The 17,113-nt window shown below is 63.0% G+C and carries 15 protein-coding genes; 6 read left to right on the top strand and 9 right to left on the bottom strand.

Translation table 11 applies throughout. From position 1 onward, the window contains the following. Positions 1 to 189 precede the first annotated feature (189 nt). Complete coding sequence (gene ppx / locus NKK51_RS27945; RefSeq protein WP_352555379.1) at positions 190 to 1,725, bottom strand: exopolyphosphatase; 1,536 nt, start codon at positions 1,723 to 1,725, stop codon at positions 190 to 192. Continuing rightward, entirely contained in the window at positions 1,725 to 3,926 is a 2,202-nt protein-coding gene (locus NKK51_RS27940) for an RNA degradosome polyphosphate kinase (RefSeq protein WP_352555377.1), read from the bottom strand. Before NKK51_RS27940 ends, ppx begins: the two co-directional genes overlap by 1 nt. A 207-nt stretch (positions 3,927 to 4,133) precedes the next feature. Here NKK51_RS27940 and NKK51_RS27935 point away from each other — a divergent pair, with 207 nt between their 5' ends. Together NKK51_RS27935 and NKK51_RS27930 are read left to right on the top strand one after the other, a co-directional pair. Continuing rightward, the gene (locus NKK51_RS27935) at positions 4,134 to 4,379 is read left to right on the top strand and encodes a zinc-finger domain-containing protein (protein ID WP_224696089.1); all 246 of its coding nucleotides are present in this window, start codon (positions 4,134 to 4,136) and stop codon (positions 4,377 to 4,379) included. Positions 4,380 to 4,398: 19 nt separating this feature from the next. Continuing rightward, positions 4,399 to 5,637 carry an FAD-dependent monooxygenase gene (locus NKK51_RS27930; protein ID WP_352555375.1) on the top strand — a complete coding sequence of 413 codons (1,239 nt, stop codon included), beginning with the start codon at positions 4,399 to 4,401 and terminating at the stop codon, positions 5,635 to 5,637. 113 nt (positions 5,638 to 5,750) lie between these two features. Here NKK51_RS27930 and NKK51_RS27925 read toward each other — a convergent pair whose 3' ends face one another. The 7 genes from NKK51_RS27925 to NKK51_RS27895 all read right to left on the bottom strand — a co-directional run bounded on the left by NKK51_RS27925 (position 5,751) and on the right by NKK51_RS27895 (position 12,737). Next, complete coding sequence (locus tag NKK51_RS27925) at positions 5,751 to 6,419, bottom strand: TIGR02117 family protein (RefSeq protein ID WP_352555373.1); 669 nt, start codon at positions 6,417 to 6,419, stop codon at positions 5,751 to 5,753. Between the two features lie 110 nt (positions 6,420 to 6,529). Next, positions 6,530 to 7,279, bottom strand: a complete 750-nt coding sequence (locus NKK51_RS27920; protein ID WP_031213892.1) for an amino acid ABC transporter ATP-binding protein — start codon at positions 7,277 to 7,279, stop codon at positions 6,530 to 6,532. Between the two features lie 79 nt (positions 7,280 to 7,358). Continuing rightward, on the bottom strand, positions 7,359 to 8,516 hold the full coding sequence (locus NKK51_RS27915; protein WP_127289116.1) for an amino acid ABC transporter permease: 1,158 nt from the start codon (positions 8,514 to 8,516) through the stop codon (positions 7,359 to 7,361). 9 nt (positions 8,517 to 8,525) lie between these two features. Continuing rightward, the gene (locus NKK51_RS27910) at positions 8,526 to 9,713 is read right to left on the bottom strand and encodes an amino acid ABC transporter permease (protein ID WP_352555372.1); all 1,188 of its coding nucleotides are present in this window, start codon (positions 9,711 to 9,713) and stop codon (positions 8,526 to 8,528) included. A 63-nt stretch (positions 9,714 to 9,776) separates the two neighbouring features. Continuing rightward, positions 9,777 to 10,805, bottom strand: a complete 1,029-nt coding sequence (locus NKK51_RS27905) for an amino acid ABC transporter substrate-binding protein (protein WP_023814120.1) — start codon at positions 10,803 to 10,805, stop codon at positions 9,777 to 9,779. Positions 10,806 to 11,246: 441 nt separating this feature from the next. Continuing rightward, positions 11,247 to 12,092 (bottom strand): DUF2182 domain-containing protein, encoded by an 846-nt coding sequence (locus NKK51_RS27900; protein WP_352555370.1) that lies wholly within the window; start codon positions 12,090 to 12,092, stop codon positions 11,247 to 11,249. A gap of 9 nt (positions 12,093 to 12,101) precedes the next feature. Next, positions 12,102 to 12,737 (bottom strand): DUF1326 domain-containing protein, encoded by a 636-nt coding sequence (locus NKK51_RS27895; RefSeq protein WP_352555368.1) that lies wholly within the window; start codon positions 12,735 to 12,737, stop codon positions 12,102 to 12,104. A gap of 454 nt (positions 12,738 to 13,191) precedes the next feature. Here NKK51_RS27895 and NKK51_RS27890 point away from each other — a divergent pair, with 454 nt between their 5' ends. The 4 genes from NKK51_RS27890 (at position 13,192) to NKK51_RS27875 (ending at position 17,111) form a co-directional block, all read left to right on the top strand. Next, the gene (locus tag NKK51_RS27890; protein ID WP_352555366.1) at positions 13,192 to 14,370 is read left to right on the top strand and encodes a cystathionine beta-lyase; all 1,179 of its coding nucleotides are present in this window, start codon (positions 13,192 to 13,194) and stop codon (positions 14,368 to 14,370) included. Between the two features lie 232 nt (positions 14,371 to 14,602). Then, positions 14,603 to 15,664: an HPP family protein gene (locus tag NKK51_RS27885; RefSeq protein ID WP_352555364.1), complete on the top strand. Its 1,062-nt coding sequence runs from the start codon at positions 14,603 to 14,605 to the stop codon at positions 15,662 to 15,664. A gap of 130 nt (positions 15,665 to 15,794) precedes the next feature. Continuing rightward, entirely contained in the window at positions 15,795 to 16,469 is a 675-nt protein-coding gene (locus NKK51_RS27880) for an RNA polymerase sigma factor (protein WP_127289128.1), read from the top strand. Between the two features lie 117 nt (positions 16,470 to 16,586). Continuing rightward, the gene (locus tag NKK51_RS27875; protein ID WP_352555362.1) at positions 16,587 to 17,111 is read left to right on the top strand and encodes a DUF4142 domain-containing protein; all 525 of its coding nucleotides are present in this window, start codon (positions 16,587 to 16,589) and stop codon (positions 17,109 to 17,111) included. The last annotated feature ends 2 nt before the right edge of the window (positions 17,112 to 17,113 follow it).

The raw sequence follows: 17,113 nt of genomic DNA, 5'->3' as shown, positions 1-17,113 counted from the left end.
ACGCTGGTGTTCCCAAATGGCATCGCGAACCTCCCGGCGCAAAGCACGCCAAACTGTGCGCGATGTCCTCGCACACCTGTTCGCGATGTCTCCGGTCCAAACACCCCCTTGCGGGGGAGATGTCCGGCAGGACAGAGAGGGGTGTGAAGAAACTCGACCGAGCAGGTTCTAATCCGCTCTGCTCCGACTCTACTTCACCGACCCACTGGGCCCACCTTCGACGGCCAGCACCAGCCGGCGGTTGGTGATCCTGGCCAGTTGCGCCAGGCGCCCGGCCGGCCGCTCGCCATAGAGATCGGCCAGCGATGCCGGCAAGACCAGCGCCAGCACGCCGTTGGCGCGCTGTTCCCATTTCAGCCTGGGCATGATGCCGGGCATCGACGCCGTCAGCAGGTAGACGACGCGCATCATCGCGGCGAGCACGCGGGCGCGCTCCAGATAACGCGGCGGCGCCAGCGCCTTGATCTCGGGGGCGATGGCTTCGTTGAAGATGCCGTCGTGACGATAGGCGTTGGCCATGGCCAGGAAAGCACGGCCGGGATGGTCGACGCCGAAGAAGGAAGCGTGCGCAATGATGTTGAGCGATTGCTTGCCGCGATATTCGGGGTGCGCGCGCCAACCGATATCGGCCAGCAATGCGGCCGCGTGGCGGTAGCGCGCCTCGTCTTCGGTCTCGTCGATGCCGAAAGCGGCAAAGGTTTTGGCGGTCCAGTCGACGAGCTCATGCGCATGGGCGACGGAGCGTGAGCGCAGGCGGGCGAGTTCCTCCGAGGCCGAAATCAGCGGATCGGCCTTCTGCTCCGCCTCGTCGAGCAGCGAATAGAGAAAGCCTTCGCGTACACCCAGAGCCGAAACGATGATCTTCGACGGCTGCATCGCCGCCATGATCTCCTGCAGCACGACGGCGCCATAAGGCAGCAGCGAACGGCGGTTCTTGGAAACGCCTTCGATGCCCTTGACCTTCTCGATCTCGGCCTTGGCCACCTGCTTGAGGAAATTCGCCGCGCTTTCGGCCGATATCTCGTAATGGTGCATGACGCCAAGCGGATAGTTGGTCATTTCCATGTGCAGCCGGGCAAGATTTCGCCAAGTGCCGCCGACGGCGTAGAAGGGCCTGCCCTGCCCGCCTTTCAACAGCTTGGCCTTCGCCAGTTCGTCACGCGCGATCTTCGCCGCCTGAACCAGCGAGTTCTTCGCCATGTCCTGCAGGCGCAGGCCGCCCAGCGGCAGCGTGATGCCGTCACCGATCGCTTCGCCGCTGACGTCGACCAGCTCGAGGCTGCCGCCGCCCAGGTCGCCGGCGATGCCATTGGCCGGGTGGAAGCCGGAAATGACGCCGAGCGCGGAATAATAGGCTTCCTGACGGCCGCTGATGACACGGATCTCGGTCTTCAGCACATCCTCGGCGCGGTGGATGAAATCGGGGCCGTTGACCGCCTCGCGGGCCGCGGCGGTGGCCAGCACATACATATGCTCGGCGCCGGCCTGGTCGGAAAGCGCGCGAAAGCGGCGGAACTCTTCCATCGAGCGCGTCACCGCCTCGGGATCGAGCTTGCCGGTCGAAACGATGCCCCGGCCCAGACCAGCCAGCATCTTTTCGTTGAACAGCATGGTCGGCGAACGCGCCAGCCCCTCATAGACGACGAGGCGGATCGAGTTCGATCCGATGTCGATGATGGACAGCGGTCGGCGGTCCTGCAGCCGGCCCTGGGAATCAGACAGCATCAGCCGGACGCTGCGGCGTTCTTCTTGCGGCGCTTGAACTGCGCGATGCGCTTGGGCGCATGCGACTTCAGCGCGTCACCCCGTCCCGACAGGCTCGGATTGGTCATGAAATATTCCTGCGCGTTGAACGGTTCCTCGCCCTCCTCCAGCACGACGCGCCGGGAGGTTCCATCAGCCAATACGTCGAAACTTTGTTGATTGTCCATGATGTTGCCCAGCATGATCTGGCCAAGGATCTGTTCATGCACAGTTGGATTGGTGATCGGCACCATGGTTTCGACGCGGCGGTCGAGATTGCGCGGCATCAGGTCGGCCGAAGAGATGTAGACGATCGCCTCGTCCGACGGCAGGCCGTACCCATTGCCGAAACAGTAAATGCGGCTGTGTTCGAGAAAACGGCCGACGATCGATTTTACGCGGATGTTTTCCGACAGGCCCGGAACCTGAGGCCGCAGGCAGCAGATGCCGCGCACGACAAGATCGATCTCGACGCCGGCGCGGCTGGCATCGTAGAGCGCGTCGATGATGATCGGATCGACGAGTGCGTTCATCTTCATCCAGATGCGCGCCGGTTTCCCCTGCACCGCGTAGGCAATCTCGTCGGCAATGTGCTTCAGGATGCGGCTTCTCAGCGTGAACGGCGAGATCGCCAGCCGCATTTCGTCCGTCGGCTCGGCATAGCCGGTGATGAAATTGAACAGCTGGGCGACATCGCGGGCAATCGTCGGATCGGTGGTGAAGAAGGACAGGTCGGTGTAGATGCGCGCCGTTACCGGATGGTAGTTGCCGGTGCCGAGGTGCACGTAGTTGCGCAGCTTGCCGTCCTCGCGCCGCACCACCAGCGACATTTTCGAATGGGTTTTCAGCTCGAGAAAGCCGAACACGACCTGCACGCCGGCACGCTCCAGGTCGCGCGCCCAGCGAATGTTGGCTTCTTCGTCGAAGCGCGCCTTGAGCTCGACCAGCGCGGTGACCGACTTGCCGGCCTCGGCCGCGTCGACCAGCGCACGCACGATCGGGCTGTCATTGGAGGTGCGGTAAAGCGTCTGCTTGATCGCCACCACTTCCGGATCGGCCATCGCCTGGCGCAGGAACTGCACCACGACGTCAAACGATTCGTAGGGGTGATGGACGACGATGTCCTTCTCGCGGATGGCGGCGAAACAATCGCCGCCATGCTCGCGGATACGCTCGGGAAAACGCGGATTGTAGGGCATGAATTTCAGGTCGTCGCGAGGGACGGCGACGATCTCGGAAATCTGGCTGAGCGCCAGCGGCCCGGTGAGCACGCTGATGCGGCTCGACGACACGCCAAGCTCGCCGGCGACGAAGTCGCGCAATTCGCCAGGCATCAGCCTGTCGAATTCGATGCGGATCACCGAACCGCGCCGCCGCCGCTTCAGCGCCGTTTCGAACAGGCGAACCAGATCCTCGGACTCCTCCTCGACCTCGATATCGCTGTCGCGAATGATGCGGAACGTGCCGGAGCCCTTGACCTCGTAGCCGGGGAAGAGCTTGCCGATATAGAGGCCGACCGCCTCTTCCAGCGGGATGAAGCGGACATGATGCTTGCGGTCCGGCAGACGGATGAAGCGCTTCAGCGCCACCGGCAGGCGCAGCAGCGCGCTCATCTCCTCGCCATTCTTGCGATGGCGCAATTGCAGCGCCATCGAGAAGCCGAGATTGGGAATGAACGGGAACGGGTGCGCCGGATCGATCGACAGCGGGGTGAGCACCGGGAAAACCTGTTCCTGGAAATGGTCTTCCAGCCAGATTTTCTCGTCCTTGGTCAGCGCATCGCGGGTGATGCTCTCGATGCCTTCCTTGTTGAGCAGCACGGTCAGCGCCGAAAGGCTCTTCTGCTGGTCTTCCTGCAGCCGCTCGACCTCGCGCAGCAGTTGTTCGAGCTGCTGTTCGGGGGTGCGCCCGTCAGGGCTCTTCAGCGTGATGCCCTCGCGCACCTGGCCGGCAAGACCGGCGACGCGGACCATGAAGAACTCGTCGAGATTGGCGGCCGAGATCGACAGGAAGCGAACGCGCTCCAGCAGCGGATGATTGAGGTTCAGCGATTCCTCGAGAACGCGCCGGTTGAACTGCAGCCAGGAAAACTCGCGGTTGACAAACCGGTCCGGGTTGCCGCCCTCCGGGCGAGCCACCTCGACGTTCACGAATTCACTCTGCACCGGCTTCAGTTCGTTCATGATTCCCGCTCTTCCCGTACCGTCAGCCGGTTAGCCGTCTTTATAGCGACCCATGGTCCCCCCGGAAACCGAACTCGGTTTTCGGTTCATGGGTTAACCGGCTTAACTTATCCTCTGACAGGCTTTTGCGACAGTTTCATTTCATCGAACTTGCAAAGAGGCCTGATATGATCCAGATGCAGACGAGACTGCGTTAAGGAGACGACGATGGCAGGCGGTTCCATTCCCCATTTTCAGAACGATGCGGGCTTTCAGGCAATCGACATCGGCGTGAAGGAATTCATGTGCACGGGCGCCAATCCGCCTTTCGACCACCCGCATGTGTTTCTGGACATGGGCGACGACAACGAAAAAGTCTGCCCCTATTGCTCGACGCTCTACCGCTATTCGCCGAAGCTGAAGGCGACCGAGACGCTGCCGGCCGGCTGCATCTATATCGACCAGGCCGCCTGAGTCCTTCGCGACCAGCCCGATGAACGACACGCGCTCCCGGCAAATTGTCATCGCCGGGGCGGGTGTCGCCGGATTGACCGCAGCGCTGGCGTTCGCCGAACGCGGCTACTCGGTACGGGTGTTCGAACAGGCGCAGCGCCTGGAAGCGGCAGGCGCCGGCATTCAGCTTTCTCCCAACGCGACACGCATCCTTCGCCAGCTTGGCGTACTCGACCGGCTGCTGCCGGCGGCGGTGCGGCCGGAAGCCGTGGTGTTGAAGGAGGCCGCGACCTTGCGCGAACTGGCGCGCGTGCCGCTGGGGCAAGCCGCCGAAAGCCGCTGGGGGGCACCCTATCTCGTCGCTCATCGGGCCGACCTGCAGAGCGCGCTACTGGCGACGGCCAACGAAATCGCCAACATCGAGACCGTCACCGGGGCGCGCATCAGCACCATTGCCGCCGACACCCATGGCATCACGGTGACGGCCGAGATGGCCGGCAAGACTGTCGAGGCCGAGGGCTTCCTGCTGGTCGGCGCCGACGGCGTCTGGTCGTCGGTGCGCGGGCTTGCCCATTCGAGCAAGGGAGCGGCCTTCGCAAGGAGCCATTTCTCCGGCGAACTGGCCTGGCGCGCCACCGTCGCGGTTGACAGCGCCGCCGGGCAAACCTTTGCAGCCATCGGCGCCAAGGACTGCGTCACCACCTTCCTGCATCCCGGCTTCCACATGGTCGCCTATCCCGTCAGCAAGGGTGCGGCCTTCAACCTCGCCGCCTTCACCAAGGGCGAACGCATCGCCGAGGGCTGGTCCGGCAACGCCGACGCCGGTATCCTGGCCCGAGCCCTCCGCGGCACCTCGGCAGAACTTGCCCGTCTGGTCGAGCAGGCCGGCCCGTGGACGGCGTGGCCGATCCACACGGTCGACAGCAAACAACCTTGGACGACCGGCAACATGGCGCTGATCGGCGACGCCGCGCATGCGATGACCCCGTTCGCGGCGCAGGGTGCGGCGATGGCGATCGAGGATGCTGCGACGCTTGCCGATATCATTGCCGACTTCCCTGCCGATCCTCTGGCCGCGCTTGCCGTCTGGGAGCAGTCACGGCGGCCGCGTGTCGCGCAGGTCGCCCGACGCGGCGCTGTCAACCGGCTGGCCTGGCATGCCGTGGGTCCAGTGGCGATTGCGCGCAATGTGTTCCTGAAGGTGCGCTCGTCGGAAAAACTCGCGGCGGATCTGGACTGGCTCTATGGGTGGCAGGCTCAGAAGATCATTCGACGCTGAGCGTACAAGCACAATCGGTTGGTGGGACAGCACCCCCCTCTGTCCTGCCGGACTGTCCGGCAGGACAGAGGGGGGTGTGAAGGAACGCGACGCCAATTCGCGGAATGCCCACGCTAATTGTACAAGCTCATCGACAGCCCGAGCGATGCAGGCAGCGGGTTCCACCAGCCGGTGCGCAGGCCGGCGATGCGCAAGGCCGCCGCCGTCCAGGTGTTGCAGCCGACCAGTGCGTTGAAATGGCCATTGGCTTCGTAGAAGCCGTCGAACCTCGAATAGGCTGCGTCCGGAACGAGGATCGGGCCTTCCGGTCCCCGCTGGAAACTCGCATCGATGAAATCGAGCAACGCCGTGAACCGATCCTCAGTGATGTCGAACCCCGCGATATCGGGGCGCGGTTCGACGATGTCACCGGCGACATCGACATGCATGACCGAGGCGTCGAGTGTCAGTGCCTTCATCACCGGCACCGCCTTCAGCTCGGACCATGTCGGCGTCTCCAGGTAGAAGGCGCGGCCGCCCCAGCCGAAGACGATGTAGCGGACCTCCGGCCTGTCGGCCGGTATGCCCGCGTCGACCAGGAAATGGAAACGCCGGCGCACGGCGTCATCGACCGGGATGGCGATATCGGTGTGTATCGGATTGTTCAGCACCAGGATGTGGCGCGTCGCCGCGGGCATGGCGGCGGCCGCCGGCCACAGCGGCCGTGGCACGAAGGTGCCCGTCGTCACGGCGAGTGCGACGACAACCAACAGAAGACCTAGAAAACGTCCCAGTCTTTTCATGAAAGGCGGCCCTGCAAACGCGCTCCGGCGCGACACGAACGCCCGCCTGTTATCCCATACGCAAAAGAGCCCGGCAGTGCTTCAGCCGGGCTCTTCGTGGCCGTCGAGGCCTAGTGCAGGATCTGCGACAGGAACAGCTTCGTGCGCTCGTGGCGCGGGTGGTCGAAGAACTCGGCCGGCGTGTTCTGCTCGACGATCTGGCCCTGGTCCATGAAGATCACCCGGTTGGCGACCTTGCGGGCGAAGCCCATCTCGTGGGTGACGCACAGCATGGTCATGCCTTCCTCGGCAAGACCAACCATCGTCTCCAGCACTTCCTTGATCATCTCCGGATCGAGCGCCGAGGTCGGCTCATCGAACAGCATGATGCGCGGGTTCATGCACAGCGAGCGGGCAATCGCCACACGCTGCTGCTGGCCGCCGGAAAGCTGGCCGGGATATTTGTTGGCCTGTTCCGGAATCTTGACGCGCTTGAGGAAATGCATGGCGATTTCCTCGGCCTGCTTCTTCGGCGTCTTGCGCACCCAGATCGGCGCCAGCGTGCAGTTCTCCAGGATGGTCAGATGCGGAAACAGGTTGAAGTGCTGGAACACCATGCCGACCTCGCGGCGCACCTCGTCGATCTTCTTGAGATCGTTGGTCAATTCCTTGCCGTCGACAATGATCTTGCCCTTCTGGTGCTCCTCCAGGCGATTGATGCAGCGGATCATCGTCGATTTGCCGGAGCCGGAGGGGCCGCAGATGACGATGCGCTCGCCGCGCATCACTTTCAGGTTGATGTCCTTCAGCACATGGAACTCGCCATACCATTTGTGCATGGCGATGATGTCGATGGCGACATCGGTGGTGGAAATCTGCATCTTGGCGGCGTTGACCTTGATCTCTTCGGCGCTGACGGCATTTTCGGTGGCCATGACAGGGGTCCCCTTGTTCTTTTGTTTAGCGTTTGTGGCCGGTGTCGAGCCGGCGTTCGGTGTACATTGAATAGCGCGACATGCCGAAGCAGAACAGCCAGAAGACGAAGGCCGCGAAGATCAGGCCGGACCTCGCCGTCTGCGCGGTTGCCCAGTTTGCATCGGAGAAATTCTGTTTGACGATGCCGAGCAGGTCGAACATCGAGATGATGATGACCAGGCTGGTGTCCTTGAACATGCCGATGAAGGTGTTGACGATGCCCGGGATGACCAGTTTCAGCGCCTGCGGCATGACGATGAAATACATTTTCTGCCAATAGCCGAGACCGAGCGAATCGGCACCTTCATACTGGCCCTTGGGGATCGCCTGCAGGCCGCCGCGCACCACTTCGGCCATATAGGCCGCGGCAAACAGCGACACACCGATCAAAGCGCGCAGGAACTTGTCGAACGAGACACCCTCCGGCAGGAACAGCGGCAGCATGACGCTGGCAAAGAACAGCACGGTGATCAGCGGGATGCCGCGCACCGTCTCGATGAAGACGACGCACAGCGTCTTGATGATCGGCATCTTGGAACGGCGGCCGAGCGCCAGCACGATGCCGAGCGGCAGCGACACGGCAATGCCGACGAAAGACAGGCTGAGCGTTACCAGCAGCCCGCCCCACAGCGAGGTCTCGACATGCGGCAGGCCGAACATGCCGCCGACCAGCAGGACGAAGGAGACGACCGGCAGCACGAAGAACAGCAGAACCGCATTCAGCCCTTTGCGCGGCACTTTCGGGATAAGCATCGGCACCAGCAGTGCCACGAACAGTATGGCGACCAGAATCGGCCGCCAGCGCTCCTCGATGGGATAGCGTCCGACCATGAACTGGCCGAATTTGGCGTTGACGAAAGCCCAGCAGGCGCCGGTCCAGCCATCCGGCTGGATGCCGCCTTGCGCCACCGTGGCGCATACGGTCCGGTCCGGTCCCGTCCACACGGCGTTGATGAACGCCCAATTGATGATTTGCGGCAGGATCATCGCCACCAGGGCGATGCCGACGATGGTCAAAATGGTGTCGCCGGCAGAAGCGATCAGGTTCTTGCGCACCCATGCGCCGAGGCCGGTGACGCTGGCGGGCGCCGGCTGCGCCAGCACCATTTCGGTGCGCACCCAGGACATATCATGTTCTTGCATGTCCTTACCTCACCTCTCCACCAGCGCCATCTTGGCGTTGAACCAGTTCATCACCAGCGAGGTCAGGAGACTGATGGCGAGATAGATCACCATCATGATCACCACGCCCTCGACGGCCTGGCCGGTCTGGTTCAGCACCGTCCCGGCGGTCGCCGTCAGGTCCGGATAGCCGATGGCGATAGCCAGCGACGAGTTCTTGGTCAGGTTGAGATACTGGCTGGTCAGCGGCGGAATAACGATGCGCATGGCCTGCGGCACGACGACCAGCCGCAGGATCGATCCGGACCGCAACCCCAACGCACCGGCAGCTTCCGTCTGGCCCGCGCTGACACCCCTGATGCCGGCGCGCACGATCTCGGCGATGAAGGCGGCGGTATAGCAGGACAGCGCCAGATAAAGCGACAGGAACTCCGGCCGGACCTGGAAGCCGCCGGTCAGGTTGAAAGTCGACTGCTTCGGGTAGTCGAAACTCAGGGGAAAGCCGCTCAGCGCATAGGCGAGCAGCGGCAGCCCGACGATCAGCGCCGCGGACGTCCAAAACACCGGAAATTGCTGGCCGGTCGCCATCTGCCGTTGCCGCGCCCTGCGCGCGACGAACCACGCCATGGCGATGCCGACGAGCAGGGCGACGAAGATCAGCCATGAGCCGTCGCCCCATACGGCGCGTGGAAAATAGAAACCGCGCTGGTTGAGGAAGGAGCCGAACGGCAAACCGATGCTGTCGCGCGGCGCCGGCAACACGGCCAGCACGCCGGAATACCAGAAGAAGATGACCAGCAACGGCGGGATGTTGCGGAAGACCTCGACATAGACGGTGCAGATCTTCCTGATCAGCCAGTTCTGCGAGAGCCGGCCGATGCCGATGACGAAGCCGATGATTGTCGCGGTGATGATGCCGACGATGGCGACGATCAAGGTGTTGATGAGGCCGACCAGAATCGCGCGGCCATAGGTCGAATCCGACGAATAGGCGATCGCGCTCTCGCTGATGTCGAAGCCGGCGCGGCCCTTGAGGAAGCCGAAGCCCGAAGCGATGCGCAGCCGCGTCAGGTTGTCGATGACATTGTGGGCAATCCACCAGACGCCCGCCACCAGCAGCACGACGACCAGCACCTGGAAGAATATGCCCCGGATCTTCGGATCGTTGATGAAGGAACCGCGGCTGGGCTCCTCGCGAAGTATGTCCTGCGATGCCATTCGACCGTCCCCTGGAAAGAGAAACCGGGAGGCAGATGATCTGCCTCCCGGATCACATTTCGATCAGCGGATCGGCGGCGCGTATTGCAGGCCGCCCTTGGTCCACAGCGCGTTGATGCCGCGCGCGATCTTCAGCGGGCTGCCCGAGCCGACATTGCGCTCGAACATTTCGCCATAATTGCCGACGGCCTTGACGATGTTGACCACCCAGTCATTGGAGACGCCGAGATCGGTACCGATCTTGGTATCGGCTTCCTGGCCGAGCACGCGCTTGATCTCGGGGCTGGCCGAGTTCTTCATCTCATCGACATTGGCCTTGGTGATGCCGAGCTCTTCAGCCTGCAGCAGCGCGAAATAGGTCCACTTGACGATGTGGTACCACTGGTCGTCGCCCTGGCGAACGGCCGGTCCGAGCGGCTCCTTGGAGATGATCTCGGGCAGCACGACATGGTCGGCCGGCGCTCCCAGCGTCAGGCGGATGCCATAGAGGCCCGACTGATCGGTGGTGTAGACGTCGCAGCGGCCGGCATCATAGGCGGCGTTGACCTCTTCCAGCTTTTCGAAGACGACGGGATTGTACTCCATCTTGTTGGCCTTGAAGTAGTCGGCGAGGTTCAGCTCGGTGGTGGTGCCGCTCTGCACGCAGACAGCGGCGCCCGAAAGCTGCAATGCCGAATTGACGCCCGGCAGCTTCTTGGCGTTGATCATGAAACCCTGGCCGTCATAGTAGGTGACGCCGATGAAATTCAGGCCAAGCGCCGTATCGCGGTTGATGGTCCAGGTGGTGTTGCGCGACAGGATGTCGATTTCGCCCGACTGCAGCGCGGTGAACCGCTCCTTGGCGCTGAGCGGCGTGAACTTGACCTTGGAGCCGTCACCAAAGACGGCGGCCGCGACAGCGCGGCAGAAATCCGCATCGATGCCTTGCCAGTCACCCTTGTCGTCCGGCGCCGAAAAGCCGGCCAGGCCGGTGGAGACGCCGCACTGGATGAAGCCCTTCGCCTTGACGGTGTCGAGCGTGGCCGCCGACGCGGCGGACGCCATCAATCCAAGCGTGGCGGCGCCTAGAATGCCGATAGCAATATGTTTCATGACCCACAGACCCTTTTCTCTGTTTTTCAGGAGTAAATCCTGATTTTTTCTCCCGTGTGAACGCGGCTCCCATCCCGGCCCATCCCGGAACCCCGCATCGTAACCGACGCGCCGCCTCCCGTTCACAAATGTCATCGAAGGCGATAATTCCTGTGAGGTCAAGGGAAATGACCGAAACCCAAAGAGTTTGAAAACCGATTGCCGCAAATGCCCGATTTACAGACAAACACGCCCGCGATTTAGCCAGCAGGGCTAATAAAGGCGGCAAATCTCATGCAACGCCAACGCCGGGCCAATACGGGCCGCGGCAGCGAAATCCATCCCGGGCAATACCTCGTCGTTGTTGACCTCCGCGTGCGACGAACTACCAGGTCCCAAGATTGTCATCTGACAATTTACTGACGGCTGCATACCAATACAGACCGCCGACGAAGACTGTTCTCAAAGGGCTTGAAAGACGATCCAGATCCCGATGGCAGCCATAAACGCACCTGAAACGCGCGGAATCAGCTGCCCGGTCGGCACCGTCTTCTCCAGCAGAACAAGGATGGCGATGCCGGCGATCCACAGCACGTTCATGACGCCACCGACGAACAACAGAGCCATCAGCGCCCAGCAGCACCCCAGGCAATAAGCGCCGTGATCCATGCCGAGCCGAAGCGCGCCGAGCGGAGCGGAGCGGAATCCGCCACGGCCGGCCAGGAACGCGATCGGCGCCTGACATTGGCGCAGGCAGACGCCCTTCATCGGCGTCCATTGATAGAGACCGGCGGCGATCAGAACGAGGCCGCCGAGGATCGCGCTGCCGGTCGCCATCGAGGGATCGAGCAAGGCTAGACGGGCGAGAAGCCATTGCGCACCGGTCGCCAGGAGGCTGAAGACGACCCAGACGGCGAGATAGCCGGCAAAAAACCATCCCGTCGAAGCGATGGGCCGGCCATCCGCCCGCGCCTTGCGGCCGACCCCGGCATAAAGCAGCAACATCGGCGCGACCGACGGCGTCATCATGCCGACCATCATCACCGCCCACATCGTGAAGGTGAAGGCGAAATCGCCCAATGCCCAGGGCCGGAAGCCGGGCGCCATGGCGGCGCCCATATCAATGCCGGACATATCCATGCCGGCCATGTCGCCGCCTCCGCCGTCCGGCAAGGGGGAGCCGGGCATGACCATGGTGGCGGCGAGCCACAGCACATAGGCCCAGGCGAGCACGGCAATCACGACGAGCGCGACCGTCACGACCGCGCGATCGCGCCTCAGCACCGCCTCGAGGGCCGTATCGCCCATTGGATCAGGTCAATGCACGATGCCGCTCTGCGTGAGATGCAGATTGGCGAAATGGCTGTGCGTATCGGCCAGCTCGAACTTGATCGGGCCCGTCGCCTTGGTCCAGCCGCGCCCGACCTCGGCGATCGCGTATTCGAAGCCGTGCGGCAAGTCGATGCGCGCCTGGTGCGCGGCGCCGGTGACCGGATTCCGGATCGGCTCGCCGCGACCGTCGGTTATACCCTCGACATGCAACTGACCGGTTCGCGCGTCGACGTCGATCTTGAACTCGATCGGCGCGAAGATCGGATCGTGGAATTTCTCCAGAGTGGTCGAAAAGACCTGAAATATCGTTGCACCTGGCTCGGTGTCCAGACCACCCAATATGCGAAGCAGCGCGCCACGTTGGGCTTCCGTCGCCCTCTCGTCGATGACCACCGCGGCTTCACCCCCGCCCTGGTGTATGGCGCCGGGCCAGCTGAGAATCCCGACGAACCGCAACCCGTCGAGCTTGGTGTCGCCGTGATGGCCGCTCTCGATTTCCATGCCGGCGACCGCCTGGCAGAATCCGTATGTCGGCATGGCGTTGAACTGGCACGGGCAGCCATAGGCGCAGTTGCAGTTGATGAATTCGCTCGCCTTCATGGCCCATTTGACATCCGGCATGGCATTCCTCCCTTGCCGCGCTCACGCTTCGTGAGCGCGATCCGGATCGTGGAGGACCAGAGGTCAACCGGCAGCAACCATCCGGCAGCATCTGATCGAAGCAATCCGGCGATTAACATTAGCCGACGATCATATACCATCCACAGCCGCCCACAATAGACCGATCGGCTGAGACAAGGGCTCCGAACGCAGTTCAATAAAAGGCCGCCTTTTGCGATAGGAATTTTTTCTTGACTCCCTGCCCTCAGCTATGGTACATATTCGTCCATGGTGCTGATTTGCGCCGATAACCCGCCGCACAGGCGGGTTTTTCGTTTGATACCCTGTCCCAGCATCGCTGTTTTTGCCGCGACGAATTGGCATATTCGAAGTCCGCCTCCTGGCGGACGGTGGCTGTTGCACGGTCCATAGCGCCGCACTATGGCTAGCGGCTTGTCAAACAAGGCGACGCAGAATGGCGAAAGACGGCAGCGAGCACGGCGGGATGGGCATCAACACGCGGCTTGCCCATTCGGGCAACAACCCGCATGACTATTTTGGCTTCGTCAATCCGCCGGTGGTGCATGCTTCGACCGTGCTGTTTCGCGACGCGGCTTCGATGGCGGCACGCAGCCAGAAATACACTTACGGCACGCGCGGCACACCGACGACCGATGCGCTTGCCCATGCCATAGACGCGCTGGAAGGCTCGGCAGGCACGATCGTGGTGCCGTCGGGCCTTGCGGCGGTGACGGTGCCGCTGCTCGCCTTCGTCTCGGCCGGCGACCATCTGCTGATCGTCGATACCGTCTATCATCCGACCCGCAATTTCGCCGACACGATGCTGAAGCGGCTGGGCGTCGAGGTCGAGTATTACGCTCCCGATGTCGGCGCCGGCATCGCGGCGTTGATCAAGCCCAACACCAAGGTGGTGTTCACGGAATCGCCGGCCTCCAACACGTTCGAGGTGCAGGACATCCCGGCCATCGTCAAGGCGGCGCACGCCGCGGGCGCCATCGTCATGATGGACAACACCTGGGCGACGCCACTCTATTTCCGCCCACTCGACCACGGTGTCGACATATCGATCCATGCGGCGACCAAATACCCGGCCGGCCATTCCGACGTGCTGCTTGGCACGGTGTCGGCCAAGGAGAGCTGCTGGACGCACCTCTACGAAAGCTTCTGCACGCTTGGCTGTTGCGCCGGGCCCGACGACGTCTACCAGGTGCTGCGTGGCCTGCGCAGCATGGGCGTGCGCCTCGAACACCATCAGCGCAGTACGCTTGCCATCGCCTCCTGGCTCGAGGGCCAGAAGGGCGTGGCGCGCGTGCTCCACCCGGCCCTGCCCAGCCATCCGGATCACGCTCTGTGGAAGCGCGACTTTTCCGGCTCGAGCGGCATCTTTTCCATCGTTCTTGCCGGTGGCGGCCAGAAGCAGCAGCACGCCTTCCTCGACGCGCTGCGGATCTTCGGCCTCGGCTATTCCTGGGGCGGCTATGAGAGCCTTGCCGTGCCGGTCTGGCTTGGCGACCGTGTCGTTGCAAAAGCCCCCTATGAGGGTCCGTTGATCCGCCTGCAGATCGGCCTCGAGGATGTCGACGACCTGAAGGCCGATATTTCGCGCGGCCTGACCGCCGCAGCAGCGGCCTAAAGCGTGTCGCGCCTGAAGATTTTCAGGCGACCCGCTTCAGGTTTTGTTTTTGTGCATGTCGTTCTCCCAAAACCGAGGTCACATTTGGGCGACATGCGCTAGCGAAATTCTATTCCCTCAAATTGCGGTTTCCCGGATCAGTTTGGCTTTCAAATTCAGCGCTGCCGCGTCATTGCGGTGCGATCAGCACATTTTCGACTTCCCCTGGAATACCGGCAGAGTTTTCGACCCCATGGCTTTCCGCCTTTTTGTTCCCATTCTTGCCGGCGCAACGCTGCGCGAGCGTCTCGTCGCCTGTATCGGCGCGACGATCGGGATTGCACTCACCGGCGTGATCGCCAGCCTTGTGCTCGGCAACGGCCCGCATGTGCCGCTGCTGGTGGCGCCGATGGGGGCGTCGGCGGTGCTCCTGTTCGCCGTGCCCGCCAGTCCGCTGGCACAGCCATGGTCGATCATCGGCGGCAACACGATATCGGCCCTGGTCGGCGTGATCGTGGCGCATTTCATCCACGAAACCGCCCTTGCCAGCGGCATCGCGGTGGCACTGGCCATCGCCGCCATGTCGTTCACGCGCTGCCTGCATCCGCCGGGCGGAGCGGCCGCGCTGACCGCGGTGCTGGGAGGGCCTGCCGTCATCAGCGCCGGCTTCCTGTTTCCATTCGTGCCGGTGGCGCTGAACTCGATCCTGCTGGTGACGCTCGGCTACGGCTTCCACAGGCTGGCCCGGCGCAATTATCCGCATGTACCGGTTGCAGCGCCGGCGAACAGCCACGGCACCGGCGACCCGCCGGCGCAGCTGCGCGTGGGCTTCCGGTCCGAAGACATCGATGCCGCGCTTGGCGCACTCGACGAGACATTCGATATCGATCGCAACGATCTCGACCGGCTGCTGCGGCAGGTCGAATTGCAGGCGATGGTACGCGCGCACAAGACGCTTCTGTGCGAGGATATCATGTCGCGCGATGTGATCTCGGTCGATGCTCACACCTCCACCGAGGCGGCGCGCCAATTGCTGCTTGACCACAACATCCGGACCTTGCCGGTCGTCAATGCGGAGGCCAGGCTGGCAGGCACCGTGGGGTTGCGCGAACTCACCCAGGCCTCCGGGACGGTCGGATCCGTTGTATCGCCCGCGGCAACAGCCGCCGCCGGCTTCGCCGCCATGGGTCTGCTGCCGGTGCTCACCGACGGCCGCAGCCATGCGGTCATCATCGTCGACGACGACAAACGGATTCTCGGGCTGATCACCCAGACCGATCTGTTGGCGGCCACGGCGCGCCTGCAGGCTGCCTGACAAGCCTTCACTCGCGCGGTAGGGTACCGCCGCCGGGCCCCGCGAAAAGTCTTCGGGAACCTTTTGCCGGCGACAGCGTCCAATCTCTCAATCGAGGTTCGGTCCGGAGATTGGGTTGAGGAAACTGGCCATGCCTGCTGTCTTGACGGCCGTGCCTTCTGCTGTGCCAGGCGAGATGCAGCTTGTGCGCCGCGCCTTGGCGCGCGACGGCGATGCCTTCCGCACCATCATCAAGACACACAATCAGCGGCTCTACCGGATCGCGCGTGGCGTCGTGCGCAATGACAGCGAGGCCGAGGACATCGTGCAGGAGGCCTACGTCAAGGCTTTCGCCCATCTCGATGCGTTTCGCGGCGACTCCTCGCTCGCCACATGGCTGTCGCGCATCGTCATCAACGAGGCGCTTGGCCGCCTGCGCAAAAGGCGCAGAACGGTGGCACTGCCGGAAAATCCGCAAGCCGAGATCATCCGGTTCCCTCTCAACCCCAGCGACGATCCGGAACGGACGATGGCGCAAAGGCAGATCCTCCAACTGGTCGAACAGGCCACCGACAGCCTTCCCGACGTCTACCGGACGGTGTTCGTGGCGCGGGTGATCGAGGGGCTGAGCATCGAGGAGACCGCCGATCTCCTCGGCGTGCGGCCGCAAACCGTCAAGACAAGGCTGCACCGCGCGCGCGCCCTGGTACGCAAAGCGCTGGACGACCAGATCGGACCGGTGCTGCTCGATGCCTTCCCCTTCGCCGGCCGGCGTTGCGAACGACTGACTAGCGCAGTGATGCGGCGGCTAGGGCTGGAAAGCTGACCCTCACCGGATTCAGTTGATTTTGGCGGGAACGTTTGCCGCCGACCAGCATCCAATGACCGTCAACCGAAAAACACAGTCCGGCGCGATTTTCAGCGTCCGGACGAAGGAGATGCCATGTCTATCCGACACACTGCCGCGCTCGCCGCCCTGCTGCTGCTTGGCGCGTCCCCGTTCGCACAAGCCGCCGACAAGCCGACCGATCCGCAGATCGCCCACATCGCCTACACGGCCGGGGTCATCGACGTCGAAGCGGCCAAGCTGGCGATCGAGAAATCGAAGAACAAGGAGGTTGTCGATTTCGCCAAGGACATGGTCCGGGATCACGAGGCTGTAAATGTTCAGGCGCTCGACCTGGTGAAGAAGCTCAAGGTCACGCCGGAAGACAACGCCACCAGCCAGGCGCTGACCAAAGCTGCGGCGGAGGAGCGGGCCAAGCTTGCCAAACTCGACGGCGCTGCCTTCGACAAGGCCTATGTCGACAATGAGGTCGCCTACCACAAGCAGGTCAACGGCGCGCTCGAAACCCTTTTGATCCCGTCGGCGCAGAATGCCGAACTGAAGAGCCTGCTGGAAACCGGCCTGAAGATTTTCCAGGGCCATGAGCAGCACGCCGAGCACGTCGCCGGCATGCTCAAGTAAGG

Origin of the sequence: Mesorhizobium sp. M0011, from assembly GCF_040324155.1 — a bacterium.
Taxonomy (GTDB): Bacteria; Pseudomonadota; Alphaproteobacteria; order Rhizobiales; family Rhizobiaceae; genus Mesorhizobium.
Note: the sequence above shows the minus strand (reverse complement) of the source record. Positions and strands in the feature narration are given on the sequence as shown.